The organism is Dolichospermum compactum NIES-806, from assembly GCF_002368115.1.
Taxonomy (GTDB): Bacteria; Cyanobacteriota; Cyanobacteriia; order Cyanobacteriales; family Nostocaceae; genus Dolichospermum; species Dolichospermum compactum.
In genome coordinates, this window is the sequence record NZ_AP018316.1 from 2,005,664 (window position 1) to 2,028,660 (window position 22,997).

General features: G+C 38.3%; 19 protein-coding genes. 6 read left to right on the forward strand and 13 right to left on the reverse strand.

The features are described 5' to 3' along the window. Window positions 1–38: 38 nt before the first annotated feature. The 4 genes from CA730_RS09670 to psbP all read right to left on the reverse strand — a co-directional run bounded on the left by CA730_RS09670 (window position 39) and on the right by psbP (window position 4,466). Window positions 39–1,457: an HlyD family efflux transporter periplasmic adaptor subunit gene (locus CA730_RS09670; protein WP_096666798.1), complete on the reverse strand. Its 1,419-nt coding sequence runs from the start codon at window positions 1,455–1,457 to the stop codon at window positions 39–41. Window positions 1,458–2,018: 561 nt separating this feature from the next. Further along, the gene (locus tag CA730_RS09675; RefSeq protein WP_096666800.1) at window positions 2,019–2,759 is read right to left on the reverse strand and encodes a phycocyanobilin:ferredoxin oxidoreductase; all 741 of its coding nucleotides are present in this window, start codon (window positions 2,757–2,759) and stop codon (window positions 2,019–2,021) included. A 267-nt stretch (window positions 2,760–3,026) separates the two neighbouring features. Then, entirely contained in the window at window positions 3,027–3,620 is a 594-nt protein-coding gene (locus CA730_RS09680; RefSeq protein WP_096666802.1) for a Maf family protein, read from the reverse strand. 300 nt (window positions 3,621–3,920) lie between these two features. Continuing rightward, window positions 3,921–4,466 (reverse strand): photosystem II reaction center PsbP, encoded by a 546-nt coding sequence (gene psbP / locus CA730_RS09685; protein ID WP_096671416.1) that lies wholly within the window; start codon window positions 4,464–4,466, stop codon window positions 3,921–3,923. 211 nt (window positions 4,467–4,677) lie between these two features. Here psbP and mnmA point away from each other — a divergent pair, with 211 nt between their 5' ends. Then, window positions 4,678–5,730, forward strand: coding sequence for a tRNA 2-thiouridine(34) synthase MnmA (gene mnmA, locus CA730_RS09690; RefSeq protein ID WP_096666804.1), 1,053 nt, complete (start codon window positions 4,678–4,680; stop codon window positions 5,728–5,730). Between the two features lie 160 nt (window positions 5,731–5,890). Here mnmA and CA730_RS09695 read toward each other — a convergent pair whose 3' ends face one another. The 4 genes from CA730_RS09695 to CA730_RS09710 all read right to left on the reverse strand — a co-directional run bounded on the left by CA730_RS09695 (window position 5,891) and on the right by CA730_RS09710 (window position 8,897). Beyond that, window positions 5,891–6,667 carry a class II aldolase/adducin family protein gene (locus CA730_RS09695; RefSeq protein WP_096666806.1) on the reverse strand — a complete coding sequence of 259 codons (777 nt, stop codon included), beginning with the start codon at window positions 6,665–6,667 and terminating at the stop codon, window positions 5,891–5,893. Beyond that, window positions 6,636–6,830: a hypothetical protein gene (locus tag CA730_RS25150; protein WP_197705516.1), complete on the reverse strand. Its 195-nt coding sequence runs from the start codon at window positions 6,828–6,830 to the stop codon at window positions 6,636–6,638. Before CA730_RS25150 ends, CA730_RS09695 begins: the two co-directional genes overlap by 32 nt. Window positions 6,831–7,069: 239 nt before the next feature. Next, window positions 7,070–8,044, reverse strand: a complete 975-nt coding sequence (gene arsS, locus CA730_RS09705; protein WP_096666808.1) for an arsenosugar biosynthesis radical SAM (seleno)protein ArsS — start codon at window positions 8,042–8,044, stop codon at window positions 7,070–7,072. Between the two features lie 211 nt (window positions 8,045–8,255). Next, the gene (locus CA730_RS09710) at window positions 8,256–8,897 is read right to left on the reverse strand and encodes a formylglycine-generating enzyme family protein (protein ID WP_096666809.1); all 642 of its coding nucleotides are present in this window, start codon (window positions 8,895–8,897) and stop codon (window positions 8,256–8,258) included. A gap of 211 nt (window positions 8,898–9,108) precedes the next feature. Here CA730_RS09710 and CA730_RS09715 point away from each other — a divergent pair, with 211 nt between their 5' ends. Beyond that, entirely contained in the window at window positions 9,109–9,765 is a 657-nt protein-coding gene (locus CA730_RS09715) for an Rpn family recombination-promoting nuclease/putative transposase (RefSeq protein WP_269076520.1), read from the forward strand. An 81-nt stretch (window positions 9,766–9,846) separates the two neighbouring features. On the opposite strand, the gene arsM is transcribed toward CA730_RS09715, so the two are convergent. Beyond that, window positions 9,847–10,815: an arsenosugar biosynthesis arsenite methyltransferase ArsM gene (gene arsM, locus CA730_RS09720; RefSeq protein ID WP_096666810.1), complete on the reverse strand. Its 969-nt coding sequence runs from the start codon at window positions 10,813–10,815 to the stop codon at window positions 9,847–9,849. Window positions 10,816–11,093: 278 nt separating this feature from the next. Between arsM and CA730_RS09725 the strand changes: the two genes are divergently transcribed. Then, window positions 11,094–11,711, forward strand: coding sequence for a TMEM165/GDT1 family protein (locus CA730_RS09725; protein WP_096666812.1), 618 nt, complete (start codon window positions 11,094–11,096; stop codon window positions 11,709–11,711). 338 nt (window positions 11,712–12,049) lie between these two features. After that, window positions 12,050–12,274, forward strand: a complete 225-nt coding sequence (locus CA730_RS09730) for a ribbon-helix-helix domain-containing protein (RefSeq protein ID WP_096666814.1) — start codon at window positions 12,050–12,052, stop codon at window positions 12,272–12,274. 441 nt (window positions 12,275–12,715) lie between these two features. Here the strand turns inward: CA730_RS09730 and CA730_RS09735 are convergent, their stop codons facing one another. After that, window positions 12,716–16,384 (reverse strand): DUF7149 domain-containing protein, encoded by a 3,669-nt coding sequence (locus CA730_RS09735; RefSeq protein WP_231940065.1) that lies wholly within the window; start codon window positions 16,382–16,384, stop codon window positions 12,716–12,718. 292 nt (window positions 16,385–16,676) lie between these two features. Beyond that, window positions 16,677–17,570 carry a tetratricopeptide repeat protein gene (locus CA730_RS09740; RefSeq protein ID WP_096671418.1) on the reverse strand — a complete coding sequence of 298 codons (894 nt, stop codon included), beginning with the start codon at window positions 17,568–17,570 and terminating at the stop codon, window positions 16,677–16,679. A gap of 493 nt (window positions 17,571–18,063) precedes the next feature. Here CA730_RS09740 and CA730_RS09745 point away from each other — a divergent pair, with 493 nt between their 5' ends. Continuing rightward, complete coding sequence (locus CA730_RS09745; RefSeq protein WP_096666818.1) at window positions 18,064–19,080, forward strand: hypothetical protein; 1,017 nt, start codon at window positions 18,064–18,066, stop codon at window positions 19,078–19,080. Window positions 19,081–19,369: 289 nt separating this feature from the next. On the opposite strand, the gene CA730_RS09750 is transcribed toward CA730_RS09745, so the two are convergent. Beyond that, complete coding sequence (locus CA730_RS09750) at window positions 19,370–20,539, reverse strand: homocysteine biosynthesis protein (RefSeq protein ID WP_096666820.1); 1,170 nt, start codon at window positions 20,537–20,539, stop codon at window positions 19,370–19,372. A 214-nt stretch (window positions 20,540–20,753) separates the two neighbouring features. Next, window positions 20,754–22,049, reverse strand: coding sequence for a histidinol dehydrogenase (gene hisD, locus CA730_RS09755; protein ID WP_096666822.1), 1,296 nt, complete (start codon window positions 22,047–22,049; stop codon window positions 20,754–20,756). Window positions 22,050–22,518: 469 nt separating this feature from the next. On the opposite strand from hisD, the gene rpsT reads away from it, so the two are divergent. Continuing rightward, window positions 22,519–22,806 carry a 30S ribosomal protein S20 gene (gene rpsT / locus CA730_RS09760; RefSeq protein ID WP_039202355.1) on the forward strand — a complete coding sequence of 96 codons (288 nt, stop codon included), beginning with the start codon at window positions 22,519–22,521 and terminating at the stop codon, window positions 22,804–22,806. Window positions 22,807–22,997 lie beyond the last annotated feature (191 nt).

Genomic DNA, 22,997 nt, shown 5'->3' on the forward strand with positions numbered 1-22,997 from the left:
AGTAGTTGAACATGAATATTTGGCATAGAAATATAACGTTAATTCTCATTAATTTCTACGGTGACTTTAGCGTTAGTTAAACCAGAAACTTGCTTGGTAAATTCCGGAGATAAGGCAATTTTCACTTCTACAACTCTGGCATCAATGTCTGCGGCTGGATCATTATTTAAGACATCTTTTTTGCCAATTTTTCTACCAATTGATGTGATTGAGCCTTTTAATTGACCGTTAAATGCGCCGTTGTCACTAGAGATAGTAGCAGTTTGACCCAAACGGACTTTATTAATACTATCTTCAGGAACTTCTGCAACTACGAACATCTGATCTGTTTGTCCAATTTCCGCAATTCCATTTGCTCCCATGATTTCCCCAGATTTGGTGTGAATTTTTAATATTTCACCAGAACTAGGAGCTTTAACATAGCTTTGTTGAAGTTCTACTTGAGCTTTTCTCATTAAGGCAATGGCATTAGTAACTTGTGCTTGAGCTACTTGGACATTTAATGGACTAACTACTAATATTCTGCTTAATCTTTCTCTTTCTTCGTCTATTTGCCTTTGTAAAGTGGAGACAGTTTTGTTACGGTTGACTGTGGCTTCAATTAACTGCTGTTGTAGAGTGGCCAGGGTTTTAATTTGATTAGCTCTAGCTTCGGAAACTTGCTGTTGGATGGTATCTATTGCCCGTTTTAAACTAGCTTGACTTTCGATTAACTGTTGATTTGTAGTTAACGCACTTAAGCGGCGGCGATCGCGTTCTTGTTGAGAAATAGCACCCTGTCCGTATAAAAATTCATAGCGCCCATAATCTACCTGAGCATTTCGTTGTTCGGCTCGAATCCTCTCCATATTAGCTTTCAAGGAATTTCTTTGTCCCAATAATTCCGCTTCCAAACGGTTAACGGTGGCTTGTTGGGCAATCTTCTCACCACTTAACTGGGCAGCAATTCGGCTAATTGTCGCCTGTTGAGCCTCTTTTTCCCCCGCCAATTGGGCTTGTAAGCGAGAAATAATGAATCTTTGAGCTTGAGCATCTCTTGGTGGTCCAGCACTAACTTGGGCTAAATTCGCACGGGATTCTTGCAATTTAGCTTTGGCTTCTTCCACCACAGCCATACTAGTATCGCGGCTATCTAAAATTGCCACAACCTGTCCTTGCTGTACTCGTTGTCCTTCTCTCACTAAAAGTTGCTGGACTCGTGAACTTCCTGATAAACCCGCTGGGGCAGAAAGTTTAATTACTTCTCCTCTTGGTTCTAAGCGTCCTATGGCAGTAATACTACTAGGAACTGGGGCTACAGTTACAGCAGAACTTAGTTTTTTTAATTGTTCCATTCTTGCTGTAGCTAAGAACCCAGCCGCTATAGCGACTGGTAAAGCTACGGCAATACTCAACCAAATTTTCGGTTGCTCAAGCGCCTTTTCTGGGGATTTTGATTTTTCATTCACCCTTGACATGATATTTAACCTATTTATCTGAATTATGGTGATGAAACTAAAAAAGTAAATTAGCTGTAATTAAAATCCACAGCAAACTTTATGCAAGACTTACACCTTTTTGGTCTTTTGTTTTGGCAAGTTTATAATTATTGTTGGGTATGATCAACCTTGCAGAAACTACACTCTGTGATTATTCAGGTGTATTATCTTGACATGAAAATTTTTGTCTCAAAGCAACCTGGGATACAATTGGTAGATTTAATAAATCATTAGTAGTTGAGATTTCACACTTCATTTTTAAGAAAATATGCGAAACTTCAAAAGTTGCAGTTTACAAGAGAAAATAAAACTTTTGAGCAAATAGGTAAGAATTTTAACAATTAATAATTACTAATTATCAGCCAAAACCAGATAACTAGGAATTTTAGTGATTAACGTTAGTTTTCCCTCCCAAAAGTATCAGTGGTGATAACTTCATATAAATTCTACATTTATCAGTTGAGGGAAAACGTAACGCATTTTACAGATAAGGTAATAGCAATTTTTAATTGCTGACACTTTTGGTAATATTTCCTCAGATTATTTTGGTAAATCTGGCAAGTCAAATAAAACTTTAGTCATATAATTTTCTGCCCAATCTACACCAAAAGCCTTTTCTAAAACTCTACGGGTTTTATCATTTTGTTGTTGTTTGGTACAATAATTATGTTGTCCAGCAACAATTTGAGCCACTTTTTCCGGTGCAACTGGACTAGATGCGATCGCTTGGGTACAATGAATATCTAAAAATGATTCTACGTGAGACAAAAAACTTGTCTCTTCTTCGGGGGAACTAGGACGAATAAACAGACAAAAATCGGAAAAAATATTTCCCCATTCTGGCAATTCACGGGGTTGAGAAAAATTGGCTGTGGTTAATTTACTAAGTTGCAAATTATAACCATCTGGTAAAATTCGATCTAAGTTTATTGGCGAAAGATCAGCAATAGCAGCACTAATTTGACCTCTACCTCCGACTAAATCACAGCCAAACATGGGAAGATCATATTCTGGACTAGGAAACATCACACAGTGCAGAATATCTAACATATTCCCCACCTTTGCTAGTTCCAAGTGTATTTTGCGAAACTGGGGACTTTGATAACAACGATTTTCAATAATCAGTTTTTCACCTTCTAATTTACCTTCTACATATCCCAATTCCGCAGGTAAATGGTATGGTGATAAGTCTAGGTGTTTATGCCAAACCGCTTCAATACAATCAGCTAGTTTATGAATCAGGGGATGTTGTTGTTCACGAAGGGAAGGAATAGAAGACATCTTACTTTAGGAAATACAATTTATTTCCTAGTTTACAATCATCTGCACCATTTTGTTGCGTCTATAAATATAAGTAGGTGGGCGTTAAAAATTGTCGTTGGGGCAAGGGAACAGGGAACTCTTAACTGGGAACACTACTGGAAAGCTCATTGTATATTCGTTTTGACTTTTGACTTTTGCGAAGCGGTACTAGCTCCTTCAATCGAATATTTTCTGGTATTTTAGTCATTCAAAAAATCTCACATTTGCTATTAAAAACAATTGTCACTATCCCCAAAAATCTGTAACTTCATATCCTAATTCCCCGATCATCTGCCGCAATAAGGGTAAACTCAAACCAATCACATTACTGTGGCAACCCTCTATTTTCTCCACAAATAAACTCCCAAAACCTTCTAAAGCAAACGCCCCAGCGCATTGAAGAGGTTCACCTGTGGCTACATAGGCAAGAATAGCGCGATCGCTCATTTTCGCAAAATACACCCTAGTAACTTGACATTTAACCACAGTTTGATTTTTAGTAGTATCAATCAAAATATGACCAGTGTACAAGTCACCAAAATTACCTTGCATCAATTGCCACCGAGCGATCGCTTCTTCAGCATCCCCTGGTTTACCGTAAATCCCTCCACCCACAGCCAAAACCGAATCACAGCCCATCACTAAAGCCGATGGAAATTGGGAAACCACAGTTTCCGCTTTACACCTAGCCAGCGTTTTCACTAATTCCCCAGGTTCAGTTAGTTGTATTTGCGACTCATCAAAATCACTCGCACAAACTATTGGTTCAATTCCCACAGTTTGCAATAACCGACGACGGGCAGGGGAGGCAGAAGCAAGCACAAATTGTGGAATTTTCATAAATTTCTGTATAAGTAATTTTTTGGGTAATTGATAATAGTTAATTGTCAATTACCACCATTTCTAATTCAGTACCCAGGCAAAATTAATTAGAAGATTTGAATTTAATGTAGGGGTAGCGCCCCCGTGCCTACCCCGATATTTGAGGAAACCACGAAATTGGGTTACTTCATGAGGTTTATGAAGTGTAGCGCCCCCGTGCCTACCCCGATATTTGAGGAAACCACAGGGGGTAGAACCTACAAAATTGATGAGTTTAGGAATTTTTAAATGTTCAATTAATTTTGCACAGGGTAATTATTAATAAACACTGAAAGAACTCACAACTTCATCAATCATCCGTTGTAGTTTTTTCCAACGTTGCTCAGGAACTGAAGCATTAAACGTAAACAGCTTACCACGACTAATAGCCACACTAGAAATATTATGTCTTTCCTGTCCATTAGGAAATTTAACTGCATATTCTAGAAAGTAGTAAATTTTTCCATTTACTTCTCTTTCAGCCGCATTGATTAACTCAGCAGTCCGATTAGAACCTACAGGAGCAAGAGCCGCCTTTCCTAATTTATAACCAACTTCTGTTGGCGTTCCCAATTCCGCCAAAGTTTTACCAGAAGCAACGGGACTAATTACCACAGACACATTTTCTGATACTTCAATTAAATCGTGAAACACCACATCAGGCCCATCACCAACTTTAACTTGTAACCAACCATTTGGATAATCAAACTGATAACCGTCAGCACTATCTACAAACCTATTCAGTCCAGCCGCATTAGCCACACCAACACTACTCAAGCTAAAGCTCAACACCAATAATAAAATGAACGTAATTCTTTGCCACATTTTTTCAAATTCCTTTTGTCCGTCAACAATACAAGGTAAAGATAATTGCAAGTTTTTATTTTCTCACTAATCTGGACAATCTGGAGACTTTACTTTTGCCATCCTCTTCAGGCTTGATAAGTATGTGTGCTATAATTGGGCAGTCTCGCACCTTGTGGTTAAATAAAAATCTCTTTGTGGCAACAATTAAGCCCCAAAGACTTTGAAAAATATGAAAAAAGTTGTCGTTGGTCTTTCCGGTGGCGTTGATAGTTCCGTAGCCGCCGCTATGCTGCATAATCAAGGCTATGATGTAATTGGTTTAACTCTTTGGCTGATGAAAGGCAAAGGGCAATGTTGCTCTGAAGGAATGATCGACGCGGCTGATATTTGTGAACAATTGGGTATACCCCATGAAATTGTTGATATTCGGGATGTCTTTCAAACAGAAATTATTGATTTTTTAGTGACAGGTTACAGCGTAGGCATTACGCCGTTGCCTTGTTCCCAATGTAACAAAACGGTGAAATTCGGTCCAATGGTGGAATATGCAAGGGAAAAATTGGCAGCGGATAAAATCGCCACAGGTCATTATGCCCAAATCCGCTACGATGACACCACTAATCGTTACCAGTTGTTACGAGCAGTAGACCGCAACAAAGATCAATCTTATTTCCTCTATGACTTATCCCAAGACTTATTAGGGGCAACAATTTTTCCCCTGGGTGAACTGAATAAAACCGATACTCGCCGAATTGCCACTGAATACAACTTAAAAACCGCCGATAAACCAGAAAGTCAAGATTTATGCTTAGTAGAAAGCAATGGTTCTATGCGGGCATTTTTAGATAAATATTTAGCCCCCAAACCCGGTGATATTGTGGATACCACTGGTAAAGTTTTGGGACAACATGATGGTGTCCACCATTACACCATTGGTCAGCGAAAAGGCTTAGGCATCGCCGCCGCCGAACCCTTGTATGTAATTGAATTAGATGCAGCAAATAACAAGGTAGTTGTAGGAGATCGCACCAAAGGAACTCAGTCAGAATGTACAATAAATCGGATAAATTGGGTTTCCATAGCTGAACCCGTCGCCCCCATTCGCGCCGAAGTCCAAATCCGTTATCGTTCCCAGCCCGTACCCGTCACAGTAATTCCCCTACCAGATTCCCGCGTCCGGTTAGTATTTGATGAACCACAATTCAGCATCACCCCCGGACAAGCAGCGGTTTGGTACGACGAAGATACGGTATTGGGTGGCGGAATCATCGAACAATCCTAGGGGCGCAGGGCTTGCGCCCTGTCTTTCTGTCTTTACTTTAGGTCTTGCGCTTAATTTTGTAGATGCCAACCCCCTGTGGTTGCCCCAAATACCGGGGTAGGCACGGGGGCGCTACCCCTACATTAAATCCCACCCATAACCTTCATAAGCGCAACAGAAATTACTCCAACAAATCGGGTTCTCGCCGCACAATTATCTCATACAAAGACTGAAAACTAAACCAACCCATCTCAGGAGAACCCACTTGGCTATAAGCTATCTTCGCATACTCTGGCTTAATCGGGCTAGGTATTCCAGCAGCTTCCGCCAATAATTGAGCTTGACAAGAACGCTCCATCGTGATAAACCACCAAGCAGCCTCATCAATAGTTTTACCTACCGTCAGCAAACCGTGATTCTTGAGAATGACGGCCTTATTTTTTCCTAAAGTGTCAGCAATGCGCTTACCTTCTGCCGAGTCGAGAACAACTCCCGTATAATCCATAAATATACTGTGGTCTTCGTAAAAAGAACAAGCATCTTGAGTCAGGGGGTCAAGCAGACGACCAAGACTAGACCAACTTTTTCCATGGATAGAATGAGCGTGTGCCGCCGCTACCACGTCAGGACGGGCTGCATGAACTTGAGAATGAATAGCAAAAGCAGCGCGATTTACTGGGCGATTACCGTAAATTACATCACCTTGCTGATTAACTAAGATTAGGTCACTAACTCGAATTAAACCAAAGTGCATTCCAAAAGGATTCACCCAAAAATGTTCGGGGTTTTCTGGGTCACGGGCTGTAATGTGTCCAGCAACACCTTCATCAAATCCAAATCGGGAAAATAGCCTTAATGCAGCCGCCAGTCGCTGTTGACGGTGCAATCTTTCTTCGGGAATGGAGGTAAATGTGGGAATCTGGGGACTATTGGGTTTTTGTATAGGTATTTCTGACATATATAGCTTTTTGACTATCCTGAATATGACGAGTACGATATATATTTTGCATGGACATTAGCATTACATCTAGAGTTACCAACCAAGGTATTTGTTCTAACTCTTTAATAGCATCTAAAACGCGATAATACTGGGGATTGCCTTGAAATAACCAGAAAGCCATATACTGTTACTGATAATTATTAACCCAAATCATACCATTTTTGAGATTTTTGATCTTACTTAGCCACAAAAAATAAAAACCGTGAAAAAATAAATTCACGGCTTTACGAAAAAATGTGGTGTGAGGAGACTTAACTCAACTTCATCTTACTGCATCTAAAAATTAGAAGTTCAACTACTGCAAATTTCTTTACAAGATAGTTATTTGATGACATATATATATTCTTAATCTTTGTCACTTTATACTATAGCGCCACCACAACTAGAACCACAACCCGCAGTACAACCATAGCAATATTCAGCAGTTTGGACTTCATTAAATATATCCAAACTACCAATTTCTAACAATTTACGCACTGTCAACTTTTCACCATTCTGAGTTTTTGCAGGTAAATTCATCATTTGGTTAAAGTCACAATCATAAATATTCCCTAAATAATCAATAGAAAGTTGTTCACGACACATTAAACCATCAATTGTTTTGGGGTTAAAGTGAGACTCTAAAAACTGCAAATAGCTAGAATAAAGCTGTTTTCTTTCTAAATGAAACTTTGTTCTCCCCACAGGTATGTTAGTAATCGTGAAAAGATGATTAAATCGAACATCAAACTTTTCAGACAGAAAGGTTTTATAAGCCTTTTCTAAATTTACTTGTTCGGGAGTTAGAGAAAAATCTTCACTATTTGGTAATGGAGGATTGTACACCAAATCTAAAACTAAATTTGGGTTTTGACCATAACCAATTTTATTCAACCATTGCAAAGCTTTAATTGATTGTTCAAAAACACCATTTCCCCGCATTTTATCCACATTGTCTGCTAAATAACAGGGGAGAGAAGCCACAATCCTCACTTGATTTTGAGCAAAAAAATCTGGTAAATCCTCAAATCCCTCCACGAAATAAATTGTCAAATTTGATCTCACAATTACCTGTTTACCTGCCTTTCTAGCAGCTTCTACCAATGGCTTAAAACCATAATTCATTTCCGGTGCGCCACCAGTTAAATCAACAATTTTGATTTCGGGAAATTTCTCAATTAAATCAATTAACTGTTGACAGATTTCCGGTGTTAGTTCTTCACTTCTTTTGGGACTAGCTTCTACATGGCAATGGTTACAAGCTAAATTACAACGTTTTCCTAAATTAATTTGTAAAACGTTGATTTGCTTTTTTGTCAAAGGTGAATTTAGCTGTTGGAAAAAAGGTGTAATCATAGAAGTATCTCTAGCACGAATTTCTATAAGAGGATGTTTTAAAAGTCATTCAACCTACAGCAAATTGTCATCAAACCTGGAACAAGAACCCCACCCCCAACCCCCTCATCGCTTGCGGGGAGGGGGCTAGGATGTACCTTATAAGTAATTCGACAAAAATATTTACAGTCATTGCGAGCGAAGGGAAGCAATCACAACCCTTGGAATTGCTTCATTTCACTTCGTTCCATATGACGAACCAAGAACCACCGCGCAGCAGCCTGTTTACACTGCTTAGACTTGTCCAAGCACTGCCATCGGTAGGCGCATTTATATAGTTTTCATGCCACTTATCTTCACACCATTCCCACACATTCCCACACATATCATATAAACCAAAAGGGTTGGCCGGAAAAATTCCTACCTCTGTGGTTTTCTCTCGATATTGTCCTTTTTGTCCCTGCCCGTAAGTGTAGTTACCATCATAATTAGCTAAATCTGTAGAAATTGTTTCCCCACAATAAAACGGGGTAGTAGTTCCTCCACGACAAGCATATTCCCATTCTGCCTCAGTAGGTAAACGATAGGTTTTATTTGCTATTCGGGAAAGTCTGGAACAAAATTCTTGAGCATCATTCCATGATACACACTCAACAGGCAGATTATCACCTGTAAAACAAGATGGATCGGATTCTAAATCAATGTTAACCTTTGCTAGTGCAGCTACAGCCCGCCATTGTTTTTGCGTAACTGGATATTTACCCATGAAAAATGAGGGAACAGTAACTTGATTTTGTGGACTTTCATACGAACTTCGGTGTTCCTCATTTTCTGGAGAACCCATGATAAAAGTCCCTCCGGGAATAGCTACCATTTCCAAGATTACGCCATTTCCCAAGTCTTGGGCAAAATATTTTATAGTAGGGGTTTAGCAGCGCATCATTGGTGTCAATTTAACGTTAACCGGGCGGTTAGAAACCGCCGGGGTTTAAGTTTTATTTCGCATTTTCCAGAAAATCTTGTATTACTTTTAGCGTAGATTCTAAATTCTTAACATCGCCGATTTCAAGTTCTAAACCATCAAGATTACTTTATTTTTACCAACTACCAAAGATACTAAAAAACCATTTTACATTGTCGAGGTTCAATTTCAACCCGATGATGATTTATATTATCGTCTCTTTGCAGAGCTTTTTCTCTACCTACGACAATACAAAACTCCTCATCCTTGGCAAGCTGTAATCATCTATCCTAGTCGTAATATAGAAAGAGAACAGAATTTACAATTTGGCGAAATCTTACTACTTGAAAGAGTTACACGCATTTATTTAGATGAGTTGGGAGAGAGTTCTTTAGGGGTGGGAGTGGTTAAACTGGTAATAGAAACAGAGGAATCTGCACCAGCATTAGCAAGACGCTTAATTGCACAAGCAAACCAACAACTAACTGATATCAAAATTAAACGGGATTTAATTAATCTGATTGAGACAATTATCGTCTACAAATTACCCAAAAAAAGCAGAAAGGAGATTGAAGCGATGTTAGGTTTAAGTGAGTTGAAACAAACTAGAGTTTATCAAGAAGCTTTAGAAGAAGGTAAAGCTGAAGGTGAAGCAGAAGCAACCAGAAAGTTTGCTTTAAAATTGTTACGAACTGGCATGAGTTTAGAACAAATTGCCGAAATTACGGAATTATCTCTTCAGCAAATTCAGGCTTTACAAAAAGAAATTCAAGAATCATAGTTTTAATTAGAACTTGCTGATAGCGTGGCGTATGACTCTTGCATCGTCACGCAAGCTATAACAATATAAACATACATAAAGTTAACAACATCCCCCACCATCATAGTACCAAGTAGAATCAGTAATAATGATTTCTTCAGGATTGACAAATGCTAAATTTCCCGCTGTTTTATCACAAACCGCCGCAGGAATTCCTCTTTGTAAAATATGTCCATTCTTATCATCGAAAAATGCTTCCTTACCTGCATAAATAGCTGTTTTACCAGTGAAAATACAAGCACCATCTGCGGGGATTTCTACTTTAAAAGCCACAGAATCCAGACTTTCTAAAAGCAGATTTTCCTGTAGTTGATAAGTTTGTTTATCTAATAAGCGATAAGGACGACGAGCGCGAATTTCAATTTGTCCAAAACCAGCATTAATAATTAAGTTAGTATATTCTGGATATGTAAGAGCGCCGGATAAACACAAAGCGCGTAAATGGTCATTTTTTTGTAAATGAGCAGGAATTGGACTTGTAGCAATTGGATCACTCATCTGTAAGCGTCCACCTGATTTTAATACTCGATATGCTTCCTTTAAAGCGAGAGTTAAATCTGCTGGTTCAAAAATATTAAACAGGCAATTTTGCGCTACTACATCTACAGAAGCATCACCAACAGGTAAATTAAAAGCATCTCCCGGACGAATTTCGACAAAGCTAGGATCAAACCAAGAATTTTCCTTTGCAGCAAGTTCTAAATTACGGGTTGCAGCTTCTCGCATAGCTTTCACAGGTTCGACAGCAATAATCGCACCGGGACGACGAGAAAAATAAGCAAATTGTAAAGCTTCTAAGCCACCACCGACACCAACATATAAAACGGTGGGTTCATTATTAAGTTCATTGTGATGTACTGTAGTTCCACAACCATAGTTCATTTCCTGCATAGCTAGAGGAATTTTCAGTCCTGGTAGTTGTAAAGGTGTACTTTGGACACAGCAAAGACCTATTTCTGGTGTTTGGGCAACTTGGCTGTAAAATTGGGCTGCGGTTTCTAAATAGGTCATAATCTCAAATTAGGGTTTATGGCTTGACTTTCATTCTCAAAAAGAGTATTATACATAAGTAATAGAAGGGGAGTAGCTGCTGACAGTAAATTAAAATTTCTGTTCAGTATATCTAAGTCAACATACTGGTGATGAGCCTGGTTTAGATAGCGAATAAATAAAGTATTTGAAAGCGAGACCTTCACTGACTACACATTTAACTATGTGGAGTTCAGTGAGGTATGATTGCTCTCATTGATACTCCACACAGGTAAAAAATCCTATAGGAGTTTGAGAGAGTGCTAACAGCTTTTACCGCAGGTTTATTACTAATTACCATTTCCGAACTAGGTGATAAAACATTTTTTATTGCTGTGATTTTGTCCATGCACCACCCCCGGCGCTTGGTATTTGCTGGTGTGGTGGCTGCTTTAGCGGCAATGACTATCTTATCAGTTGCATTTGGACAGGTAGTATCTTTTTTACCAAAACAAATTATTCATTACGCCGAAATAGTTTTATTTATTGCCTTTGGTTTGAAGTTAATTTATGATGCCAATAAAATGGCTGCATCTGCTACCGAAGAAGTGGCAGAAGAGGCACAAGAGGCGGTAGAAAAAGCAGATTTAAATAACTCCCAGCAAAAAAGCGTTTGGTCAATTTTACTGGAATCTTTTATGTTAACATTTATAGCAGAATGGGGCGATCGCACACAAATAGCCACGATAGCCCTAGCTGCTGGGAATAACCCCATTGGTGTCACCGCTGGTGCAATATTAGGACACGTAATTTGTGCAGCGATCGCCGTTATCGGTGGTAAATTAATAGCAGGTAGGATATCCGAAAGGCAAATTACCTTTTTGGGTGGCTTCCTCTTTATCATCTTCGGCATAGTCGCCGCCATAGAAGGAAAATAATTAACATTGAAAACAGATGTTAGATATTAGATTCCCGACTTCTTAAAGAAGTCGGGAATCTGGGTTTTGTGGGTTTTGTGGTGTTTATCTTTCTATAATTATGGCTCTAGTAGTTCGTCAAATTTATTTTGACGGGTAATAATAGGAAAAACTTCTGTTTTCCCTCCCCTACTCCCCCTACCCCTCTTCTCCCCCTACTTGCCTTTACCCGTCATTTTTGGATTAACAGACTACTAGAGATGTGTGTGTTTTCTCGGTCGCTGAATGTTAAGTATATTACACCCCACTATTTATGTTCCTATAAAGTAGGAAAAATATAATTACCTTTTGGTAATACTATGCAAGCTGAAAAACTTTCCATTTCTTTACCATCTTCTTTGGTGCAGTTTATTGAAAATTATAAATTGACTAAAGGCTGTAAATCTCGTTCTCAAGTAATTGAGTTAGCGATAGAATTACTGCGTTATCAGGAGCTAGAGCAAGCTTATCGGGAAGCTGCGGCAGAATTTAACCCAGAATGGGATTTAACTGTAGGAGATGGGCTAACAGATGAAACGTGGTGAAATATACCTTGCAAATCTCAGTCCCGGAGATGTGGTAGGGTGTTTAAGTCAAGAGTTGATAGATTTGGTCAATGATGCTATTAAGTTACATTTAGTTTTGGAGTAGCAGATATTAAAACATATACACTTGACCTTAAACCTCATTCATAAATACAAATTTGACAGACCACTAGTACCGCAGGGCGGAAGTCAAAAGTCAAAAGTCAAAAGTCAAAACGAAGACAGTATAGGCTTTTTAACGATTTAGAATGGTTGGTTTATTTATGCAGTGTTGTACTAGCAGTTTCAGCCAAAGTATGACTTCCTGTAATTTCCGCATCTACACGCAATTTGTGCAGCGATCGCCGTCATCGGTGGTAGATTAATAGCAGGTAAAATTGATATTAGATTCCCGACTTCTTAAAGAAGTCGGGAATCTGGGTTTTGTGGGTTTTGTGGTGTTTATCCTTCTATAATTTTAATCTCTTCTGCTGTTAGTTCATAAAGTTGATAAACAAGTTGATCAATTTCTGTTTCTAATGCGGTTGTATCTGCATTTGGATCTGATTTTTTAGCGGTGAGGATTTTATCAACAATTGAAATTAACTCTTGCTGTTTTTTCATCGCAATTTTTTTAATTGGGAATTTTCTTAAGTCTTCTAATATTAGTTTTGGGAACATTTTTCTTACAGATTTTGCTGTATTTTTTACGAAAAAGTACGACATTAATTTGCTGTTAATCACAGCTAAAATATATTTTAATGAAATATTCAGATTTTGTTTTTCAAGAATAGCAATATTGCTTCTATTAAAGAGATAAATATCTTCAGTGTAAGTTGCGATGATTGAATAAGGATGTTTACCAGTAATTTCACGAATAATAATCTTTTTACCATTAAATAAATTAAAACTTCTTGGTGCAGCTAAATTTTCACCGTATTTCAAATATGTATCTGACCAATTAATTAAGTAACGATTGACATCCTTTCCTTCAAGATATTTATGAGTATTACTATCAAACTCATAGTTGTAATCATAAATGCGGTTTTTTACATCTTCAGGACTTTGTTTAGGATTACCTTTCCCTATTTCATAAGCCATTAAACCTGCTTTTATTAAAACCAATTCATCCAATATTTCAGAATTACAAATAAGTTTTTGGATTAAACTATCACTTTCTTCATTAGAAAACACATTCAATTCAAAACCTTTATTTTCCATGAAACTAAATTGCTTTTTACAGTGTATTAGCTTAAAATTATAATTGTTATTTAATAAAATCTTGATATCATTTATCTCATTTGCTTTTTCTTTTTTGCTTGAAATAATTATTGTTTCAACATTGACTCCTTCAAAGGAATAACCAATTAAATTAATTATTTCATTTAATGATGTTTCACTTAGTAAATATTTTCTAAGACTTTTTGCTGAACTTACCATTAACATTGAATTAGGAATAATAAGAGTAAATTCTGCTTTATTTTTCAAAATAGATATTGTTTTTTCTATAAACAAAATGAATAAATTAACTTGATATTGAGATGTTTTGTAATTATCTGTAAAATATTTCTTAAGATAGTCGTTAAAATTTTCTCTTGCGAAAACATAAGGAGGATTACCAATAACCACATCAAAACCAACAAAAACACCATCATTATTCAACACTTCAGGAAACTCAAACCTCCACTCAAAAGCATTTTCATAAATCTTACCACTTATTATATCTTCAATCTCAACCCGTAACTTATCAATCTCATTGTTTAACTTAGCAATCTTTTTCTCCCGCGCTTTCTTCTCAGCTTTAGTTTCCTCAAACAAAGAAGTTTGAGTTTCCAAATTCTCAACCTCACCCTCTAACTGTCTTAACTTAGTTTTATTGGGGTCACTTAATCCTAAAGTTGTTTTAAAATTCCCTTTAATATCATTAATGAATCTTTCCATTTCCCGCTTTTGCTCCTTATTTTCAGCATTGCGGTAAGTTTGTACAGCATTTCTATAACTTTCTATAGTGCATTTACTTCTATTTAAAGCAACTCGCAAATCAGTATCTAACGAAAAACGACTAATTAAAGAATTACCACATTTAATATTAATATCAATATTAGGTAAAGTCTCCAATTCTCCTACATTCCCCTCTCCTCCCAGGAGAGGGGTTAGGGGTGAGGTTTTATAATAAGCATTTTTTAAAAGTTCAATCCATAAACGCAACCGACATATTTTGACAGAATTGGGGTTAATATCCACACCAAATAAACAACCTTCAATAATCGTTTGTTTTTCATGAAAGAGAGTTTCTTGTACTCGTTGACTTTCCTTACTTTTGGGATTATATTCAAACAATAAACCATCTTCATCAAGAATAATTAACTCATCATTGACAACTTCAATATCATATTCTTTTAATCTTTTACCTTCCCTATCAAGTAAAATCTTTAATTCGCTTTTTATCGTAATAATTTCATTCAAGGCCGAAACTAAAAAATGTCCTGAACCCACAGCAGGATCACATATTTTTAAACTATTGATAATAGTATTAGCTTCTTTTCTATCTTCTATTTGATCATATAAATTATTAATACTTTCACAATTCCAACCTTTAACTTCATTAAATTTCTGTACAACCGCTCTTCTAATGGTTTCCCGACACATATACATAGTAATGAAACCAGGAGTAAAGAAAGAACCATCTTTATAACCATTGATTTTCTCAAAGATTAAACCCAGTACAGCAGCATTAATTAATCTTTTATTCTCTTCCTGAATTTCTTCCCCAGTTTCACTACTAAAATCATAAGCATTGAGAAATTCAAACAGATATTCTAAAGCATTAATTTGACCAATACGTTTTTTTCCGTTGCTATCTTTTAAGATAGTAGCAGAGAAAATTTGCAGATTCTCATTTCTAAGATTATTAATACAAATAGTTACTTGTTCATTATCCGTCGGTTCAAATAAAGAACTATTCAAATAAGGAACATGAGTAAATATCTTTTGTACAGTTTGATTTCTTTCGGTTTGTTTGCGAGCTAATACGCTGAAGAAAAGACTATTCAAATCATCATAATTTTGGACTTGCTGTAAATTCAAAAATCCTTGAGTTAGATCATTTTTGTGATATTTAATTAATTGCGCTTCTAATAATTTCAGAAACAGGATTCTATTTACCCAAGTAATTGCTAATTCTAAACCCAGGTTAAAAAGTTGTTCTTGATAAGTTTCTCCAAATTGTTCAGGTTTTTGTAAACGAGAAACTTTATCTAAACTATCAAGTTGATTAATCGCATTTTCTATCAATGAACCGATATTTCTCTCATTTTCTTTTTTCCGTTGAATCAGTTTTTTACCACCTTCCTTAGTTTCCGTTAAACCGATAATATGTAATAACTCGCTATAAAATCCTTTATCGAGAGTATTACTATCATTTGCAAAAGGTAACTTTAATAAATGTTCAGGTGAAAATAACTTAAACAGAGGAATTAGTTGATGATCATTAAGATTTTCCCCAGGTTGTAAATATTGTTGATATTCTCGAATATCAAAATGTGTAAAAGTGATTTTATCAGCAATTCCATCAATAGCAGGTTTAGCAATTTCCTTATAAAAGAAATCAGTTTTTTTATTGCTTAATCTTCCAGCTTCAAAATCAGTGAATTGCTGAACTAGGGTTTTATTTTCTACAAATGCTTTCTCAAAACTATTAGCGTCAAAAATAAACCATTCATAAATATTAGTAGCTATTAAATATTTAATTTCTAAATTTTTCTCTGTTAGACGTTCTCGCAGAAAATATAAAACTAATTCTTGCAAAGCTTTGGTATTCAAATTATCAGCTTTAAGCATTTCGCTTTTATTGGTGGGCTTTTTAGCTTCTAAAATCACACCAACTTTACTTTTAGCATCTTTACCATTATGAATAACAAAATCATTTCTACCCTTAGTATTAATAAAATGATTTGCACCATAATATGTATTCTTTAAAAAATCCCCAATCAGATTTTTATGAAATTCTTCTGATTCCGATTCATTAATTTTTTCAATTAAACTATGCAGATTCTTTTTGAAATTCTCAATATCATTTCTATTAGCTTTAACTTTGAGAAAAGCCTTATTTAATGATTCTCTAGGTTGCATTTTATGAAAATTCATTATTCTCAACTCAAACGTGATAAAGTGTAGGTAACAACTGATAATTACTTGCACTTTATCACAAATTATTCCGTAATGTACAGGTAAAATTAAAAAGGTCTTAGAGGATGTTTTCAAAGTTTCCGGCGATTATAAATCGCTACTACACAAACAAAGTCCACCTGCGTGGACTAATACAAAATCAAGGGTTTTTAACCTGCGAAGGCAGGTTTTGTTTGTCTAGCCGCGACTTCTAGTCGCCAGGGCTAGTAATAAATTAGACTTTTCAAACAACCTCTTACGGAGTAGGTGAAGGTGTAGATGATGGCGTAGGAGAAGATGTAGGAGTTGCTGTAGGGGCTGCTGCGGCTTTATTAATTTCGTCCTTATACTGAGCCGGTGCTAAAGCTGTGGCACTATCAAACAAAGGTTTTGCTTCATCAAGCTTACCTTGTTCTTTAAACAGCATAGCCTTTGCTAAAACAGGACGAAAATCTTGAGCATCCTTCTTAATCGCTTGATCATAAGCAGCAATAGCTAAAGTGTCATTTTTCTGAAAAGCGTATACACTACCCAAAAGCACTTGCACGGCAACCACATCTACACTTCCTGGTTTAACAGTATTAGCCTGGGTAGCAGCAGCCAAACTTTCTTGTAATAAGCCAATAGCTGCTTCTGGACGCTTTTCACTTAATTGTAAATTTACCATCCCCTGCAAAGCCTTCAAATCTCCCGGTTTTGTAGTTAAAATAGTCCGATAAGTTTGAGCAGCCCCCTCTTTATCGCCAATTTGTTGTTTAGCTTGTGCCAATAAAACCCCATACTCAGACTGTTGGGGATTGAGTTTAGCGAGTTTTTCCAAAGGTTCAATCACAGCTTGAATATCCGCTGGTTTAACTTCCCCTTGCCCTTTTTGACTCAATAACTCTAGACGTGCTTGCAAAAGTCCCTTGAGTGCAGTTTGATTTTCTGTATCTTTTTGTAAAACTAATTCATAACCCCGGACTTGATCTTCCAGTTTTGACTTTTGCTCCGATGAAGATATTTTAGAGTCAGCAGTGGGCTGATTCTGTGGTGATGATTCAGGTTTATTAATCGCTGTGATTATAGGTATAATAGAGACCCCTATAAAAGCAACAACAGCGAAAGCTAACACTACTCGGACTATCCAGCGATTAGGCGATTCAGACACAATATTATTCTGCTCCTCAATGGTAATGAAATTAATGGCAAAGTTAAAAATTTCCAAAACTTTGCGGAATACGGTCATTTGTCTGTGAATTTTATAACAAATAAATATCTATCCTGCTAAAGTAAGTGATGACTTTAGGAAGACCCGTCAGAATTATCGCTATGCTATGCTTCCGATAGCGTAGCTTGGCGTAATTAAAAGAGCCGTCAGCAGGTTGTTGAAAAGGGAATTTAAACCCAGGATTAGCTTACTAGCTGTTGGCGTAGCCTGCCTTTAGGCATATTTTGAATGCTCAATGCTGATAGCTTGTTAAAGACGCTAAATTGCACATTTAGTGTATAGATGTGGGATTTTGCGTCTTGATTTTCCTACAGAGCATTAAGCGAGTAGCCAGATTAAAAAGAAATATACTTTAATCAGCTACACATTGGCTCTTTTCAATCGCTTTATTAAATCCCACAATGGGGTATGTCTTGTGCCGCAAGGAGTTTTTATGAATTCCGACCTGATGCCGTCTTCTGAATCCGCAAATTTCACAGCCTCTAACCAAGGCGTAAAAGAGATTGAATCCCCTGTTAATGCTAATACATTAGCAAATCAATCCTCTAAACTAGAAAATTCTCTCACTGACTCTAGCAAACCTGACTCTAATGGACATTTGGCCAATCGAGAACAACCAATTCCACCTCCTAGCGAACCGACTCAATACCGAGCTATTGGGTTAATTCGCGGGTGTTACCATGCTAGTGATGAACAGTTTACCCAAGGAACATTAATCACAAAAGATGGGGTTGAACTTAATGCCGTCCTCTTAGGTCGGATTATGAGTTTAGTCAAAAATCACTTAGACCTAGAGAAAGAACATCTATGGGTAGTTTATCCCCGCACTAGACAAGAAAATGACGCATTGCACCTGCAAATTGTTGGTGTTTGGGAACCAGAAAATCTAGCGAAATCTGAACTAGATGAAAATGTCCCAGATCCCACTGCGCGAAAGTTACATAACTTCACAGTAGTGTCCGATAACGGTAGCGTAGCGTCAACCATTCATCCAAAACCCTCGTCAGCAGTTCCTGATGGAGGCTTTTCTGTGCGTGGTGAGGTAGTTTACCAGTCCTTTGACGAAAAGAGTTTGGTTGTGAAAATCAAACAAGCTCCCCGTAAACCTACTGATAAAGCTAAATATTTTAAGTTGAAACTCAAGGGCGTATTAACTACCAAAGCTGTAGGTAAGTTCTGGGACTTCAATGTTAAACGGGAAGCTGACGCATTAGTTATAGTTAATGCCGAAGCGATCGCCGATTTACCCAAAAAACGCCGACCACCCCTCAAAGGAGCGCCTCGTGGTGCCGGTGGTGGTGCTGGTAGAAAGCCATTCCCTCCTAGACGCAATGGAGAAGCCCCACGTCCCATTAAAAAGACAGCAGGTGATTCCACAGTTATCACTAAACCTGTGCCAAAAACCCCCACTCCTAAGCCAGTTAAAAAGCCTAAACCCGCTGGGGAATAAGTCAGTTGTCAGTGGTCAGTTGTCAGTTGTTAATTGCCAAGAAGCCTAAACTAAATAAGTAGCTTGGCACAATTAAATATAAAACCTCTCTCCAAGCCTCTCCCCCACCAGGGGAGAGGCTTTGACTCCCTCTTCCCTGGGAAGGGGGTTAGGTTTATATTATATTTTTTAACGCCCACCTACTTAGGCATTAATTTTGAGGGAATAAGAAAGAATTCTATTCTTTCTTATTCCCTCTTTCTCCTGACTCCTGACTGGTCACTGAGCGAAGCCGAAGTGCTGACTCCTTTTAAAATTCCGTCCAACGGTCTTGGGGTAAAAAAGAACGCTCCATAGGAATTGGGGCTACTGGTTCAGCGAGAGTAAATTTCCCTTCCGTAATCCATTGTTTTAACTCTTGGGCTACTTGTCGGGAAAGAAACAAACTGGCTAAAGAAGCTACTCGTACCGTCCTACCTTCAATAGTGACACGCCCAGATTTAAGTTGAGCGTAACTCACTAAACCGAAAGTAGGACGGACACGACGGGGAATCGAAAAATCTACAATTGGTGCTACTAAGTCTTTGTCTTGGACAGCACAGCGTTCTACCACACCAGTATTTAAAACTGGCAGTGGTACACCTACACCCATCATTAAAGATGGTCCATAGCTTTTAAAATAACAACCTCGTATCCATCGCGCGTCCATTTGTTTAGCATCACCAATTAACGCTAAAGTTGCCGATGGTCCAATAGGTGTCCGATTTTCTAACCGCTTTTGCAAGGGAAAATGTTGTGTCCCTTCCCAAGCTACATAACCAATACCCCCAGCGAGAAAAATCCTCGTCCCAATCCCCACAAGTTGTAAATCGGGATCATTGAGGAGGGGTGACAGTGAACCTGGGTTAGAATAGACTGCATTCCCCACACGGGGTTGCAATGGTCCTAAGTAGGTATGCAGTGGGCGATCGCCTCCATTCACCCCAACAATAAAATTTTGATAAAGATTGCGCGGATTAAATAAATAAAACTGATTGATAGTGTCACGGGTAACAGTGGTTTCAAATGTGGCTCTAGGGTAACAATCGGTAACTTGTCCTACAGCGCGAACTTGGATAGATTTACCGGCAATTAAATCCTCAATTACATGACCACCACCACGTTCTCGTACTTCTTCCCCGTCCAGGGAATCAACTGGACAACTAGCACCCAAGTATAAATCCACCGCCCCAAAACCAGCATAAACTGGAACTCCGTCCAACCAGCAACGCCGAATTTTAATCGGTGGGTCAGTATGTCCTAAGTTAATAATTGCACCACTTGATTCCATTGGCTCAAATGTGCCAGTAGTAATTACATCTACTTCCTTGGCGGTTTTAGTCACACCAATTTCGGCAACTCGCGCTTTTAACTCTTCAACCGTCCAGACTATCGCCCGTTTTCGGCTGATTTTTTCATTAATTTCGGCAATTGTTCGCATTTTTAATCTCAAGGACTATCACTCGATTTTGGATTTACGATTTTGGATTTTGGATTGACTCTACCCTCAAGTGTAGAAGCCCGAAAATTTTGGATTTGGGACTGACGTTAGCGAAGCGTACGCGGCGCAGCGAGTATTTCTCCATCCTTCAGGACGGGGATTGTACCAAATTTTTCTACTCTAAAATCTAAAATCTAAAATCTAAAATTCCCGCTCAATCCTCTACTCTGAGTTTAACGGAATCAGCATGGGAAGGTAGACCTTCTGTAGTTGCTAAGATGTCAATGGCAGATGCCACTTTTTCCAAGGCAGTTTGTGAGTATTGAATAATACTTGAGTGTTTTAAAAATGTTTCTACCCCTAAAGCGGAAGCATAACGGGCAGCGCCAGAAGTAGGTAAGGTATGGTTAGGACCTGCCAAATAATCTCCTACCGCTTCAGGTGTGGAACTACCCAGGAATATTGCCCCAGCATGGCGAATTTGGTTCATTAAAGCCCAAGGATCGGCAACTTCTAATTCTAGGTGTTCTGGTGCAAATTCGTTGGAAAGTTCGGCTGCTGCGGCTAGGGATTCTACCACCACAATTAAACCATAATGGGCGATCGCCTTTTCCGTATCTATCCGGCGTGGATGATCTACCAATTGTCTTTCCACCGCCATTTGCACTTTTTTCGCCAACCCCGCATCCGTTGTCAGCAAAATTGCGGCCGCCATAGGATCATGTTCTGCTTGGGCTAATAAGTCCGCCGCCACATAAGCAGGATTAGCTGTTTCATCAGCAATTACCAGCACTTCGCTAGGACCAGCTAAAGAATCAATGCCCACAGTTCCGTAAACTAACTTTTTAGCCAAGGTGACATAAATATTACCAGGTCCGGTAATCACATTGACTTTGGGGATAGTTTCCGTGCCATAGGCTAAAGCTGCGATGGCTTGAGCACCCCCCACACGGTAAATTTCCTGAATTCCTGCTTCTTGGGCCGCTACCAAAACCGCAGGATTCACCATTTTACCGCCTCTAACTGGTGTCACCATCACTACACGAGGGACACCTGCCACTTTTGCGGGAATGGCATTCATTAACACTGTACTGGGATAACAGGCCCGACCACCTGGTATATATAAACCGGCTCGATCTACGGGGGTGTAGCGTTTGCCTAAAACTACTTCATCATCGCCAAACTGTACCCAGCTTTTCGGGACACGCTGACTGTGAAAAGCCTCTATTTTTTGGCAAGCTAGACGAATCGCCTGGAGCAAATCCTTGGATACCTGTTGGTAGGCTGCATCCAGTTCCGATCCTGTTACCTTGAGTTCTTCTGCTTTGAGAATTTGGTGATCAAATTCTGCTGTATAATGTAGTACAGCTTTGTCGCCTTGGCGCTTCACCGCTTGCAACACTTCGCGGACTGTTGCTTCTTTATGAAGTACCTGTTCATCCTGGGTGCGATCGCAGATTCGTTGAAGTTCTGATCTAACGTCTGCCTGCTGAGTAATAATTCGCAGCATGGAGTAATGACAATACCAAATTTTACAATATTCACACAACAAGAACCATCTGAGCTTTAGACCGATTACGACAATATCGCGTTAGTAGAACAACCGTTCAAAATAGCTAAAAAGCCTAAAATATCAAGCTTTTTGACTTTTGACTCTTGACTTTCGACTTGCGCTTTGTGGTGTGAGGGTATAAAGCTGAGTGTAATTCTCTTCTCTAGCTTAACCTGGATTTTTTTTGATACTACTTTATAAAATTCAGACAGCCTGAGAAATTTAATATTCCAGAAGTCCGAATTTGGGGAACTGATCTGGTTTCCTTGTCAGTGAATCATTGTAATCTATTTTTTGAGCCGCAGGCATCAGCTTTTCCGCCCAAATAAAATATTTTTTCAGAAACTATCACATTAGCGAAAATAATGCTATATTTATTAAACCTAGTAGTGTGTGTACATAATTAATAGTCTTTTTTGGAATTACTGTGGCGAATACAAAGTCTGCTCTTAAACGCGCACAAATCGCAGAACGTAACCGACTGCGTAATAAAGCATATAAATCAGCCGTGAGAACGCTGATGAAAAAATACTTCAGTTCTGTGGAAGCTTGTGCTGCTAACCCGACAACAGAACTCAAGCAGGAAGTGGAAGCAAGAATGTCCGAAGCTTACAGCAAAATTGATAAAGCTGTAAAAACTGGCGTGCTGCATCCCAACAATGGAGCCAGAAAAAAGTCCAGATTGGCTCATAAACACAAAACCCTTACCGCTTAGTCAGTAGTTCAGTGGTCAAGAGATTTTGGATTTTGGACTTACGATTTTGGATTTACTTCTACCCTCAAGTGTGGAGACTGATGATTTTAGATTGCTGATTTTGGATTAATTCCGCTCTCTCATGGCGGATCTTGTACCAAAAATTCTCAATCCAAAATCTAAAATCCAAAATCTAAAATTTTTCACCAACA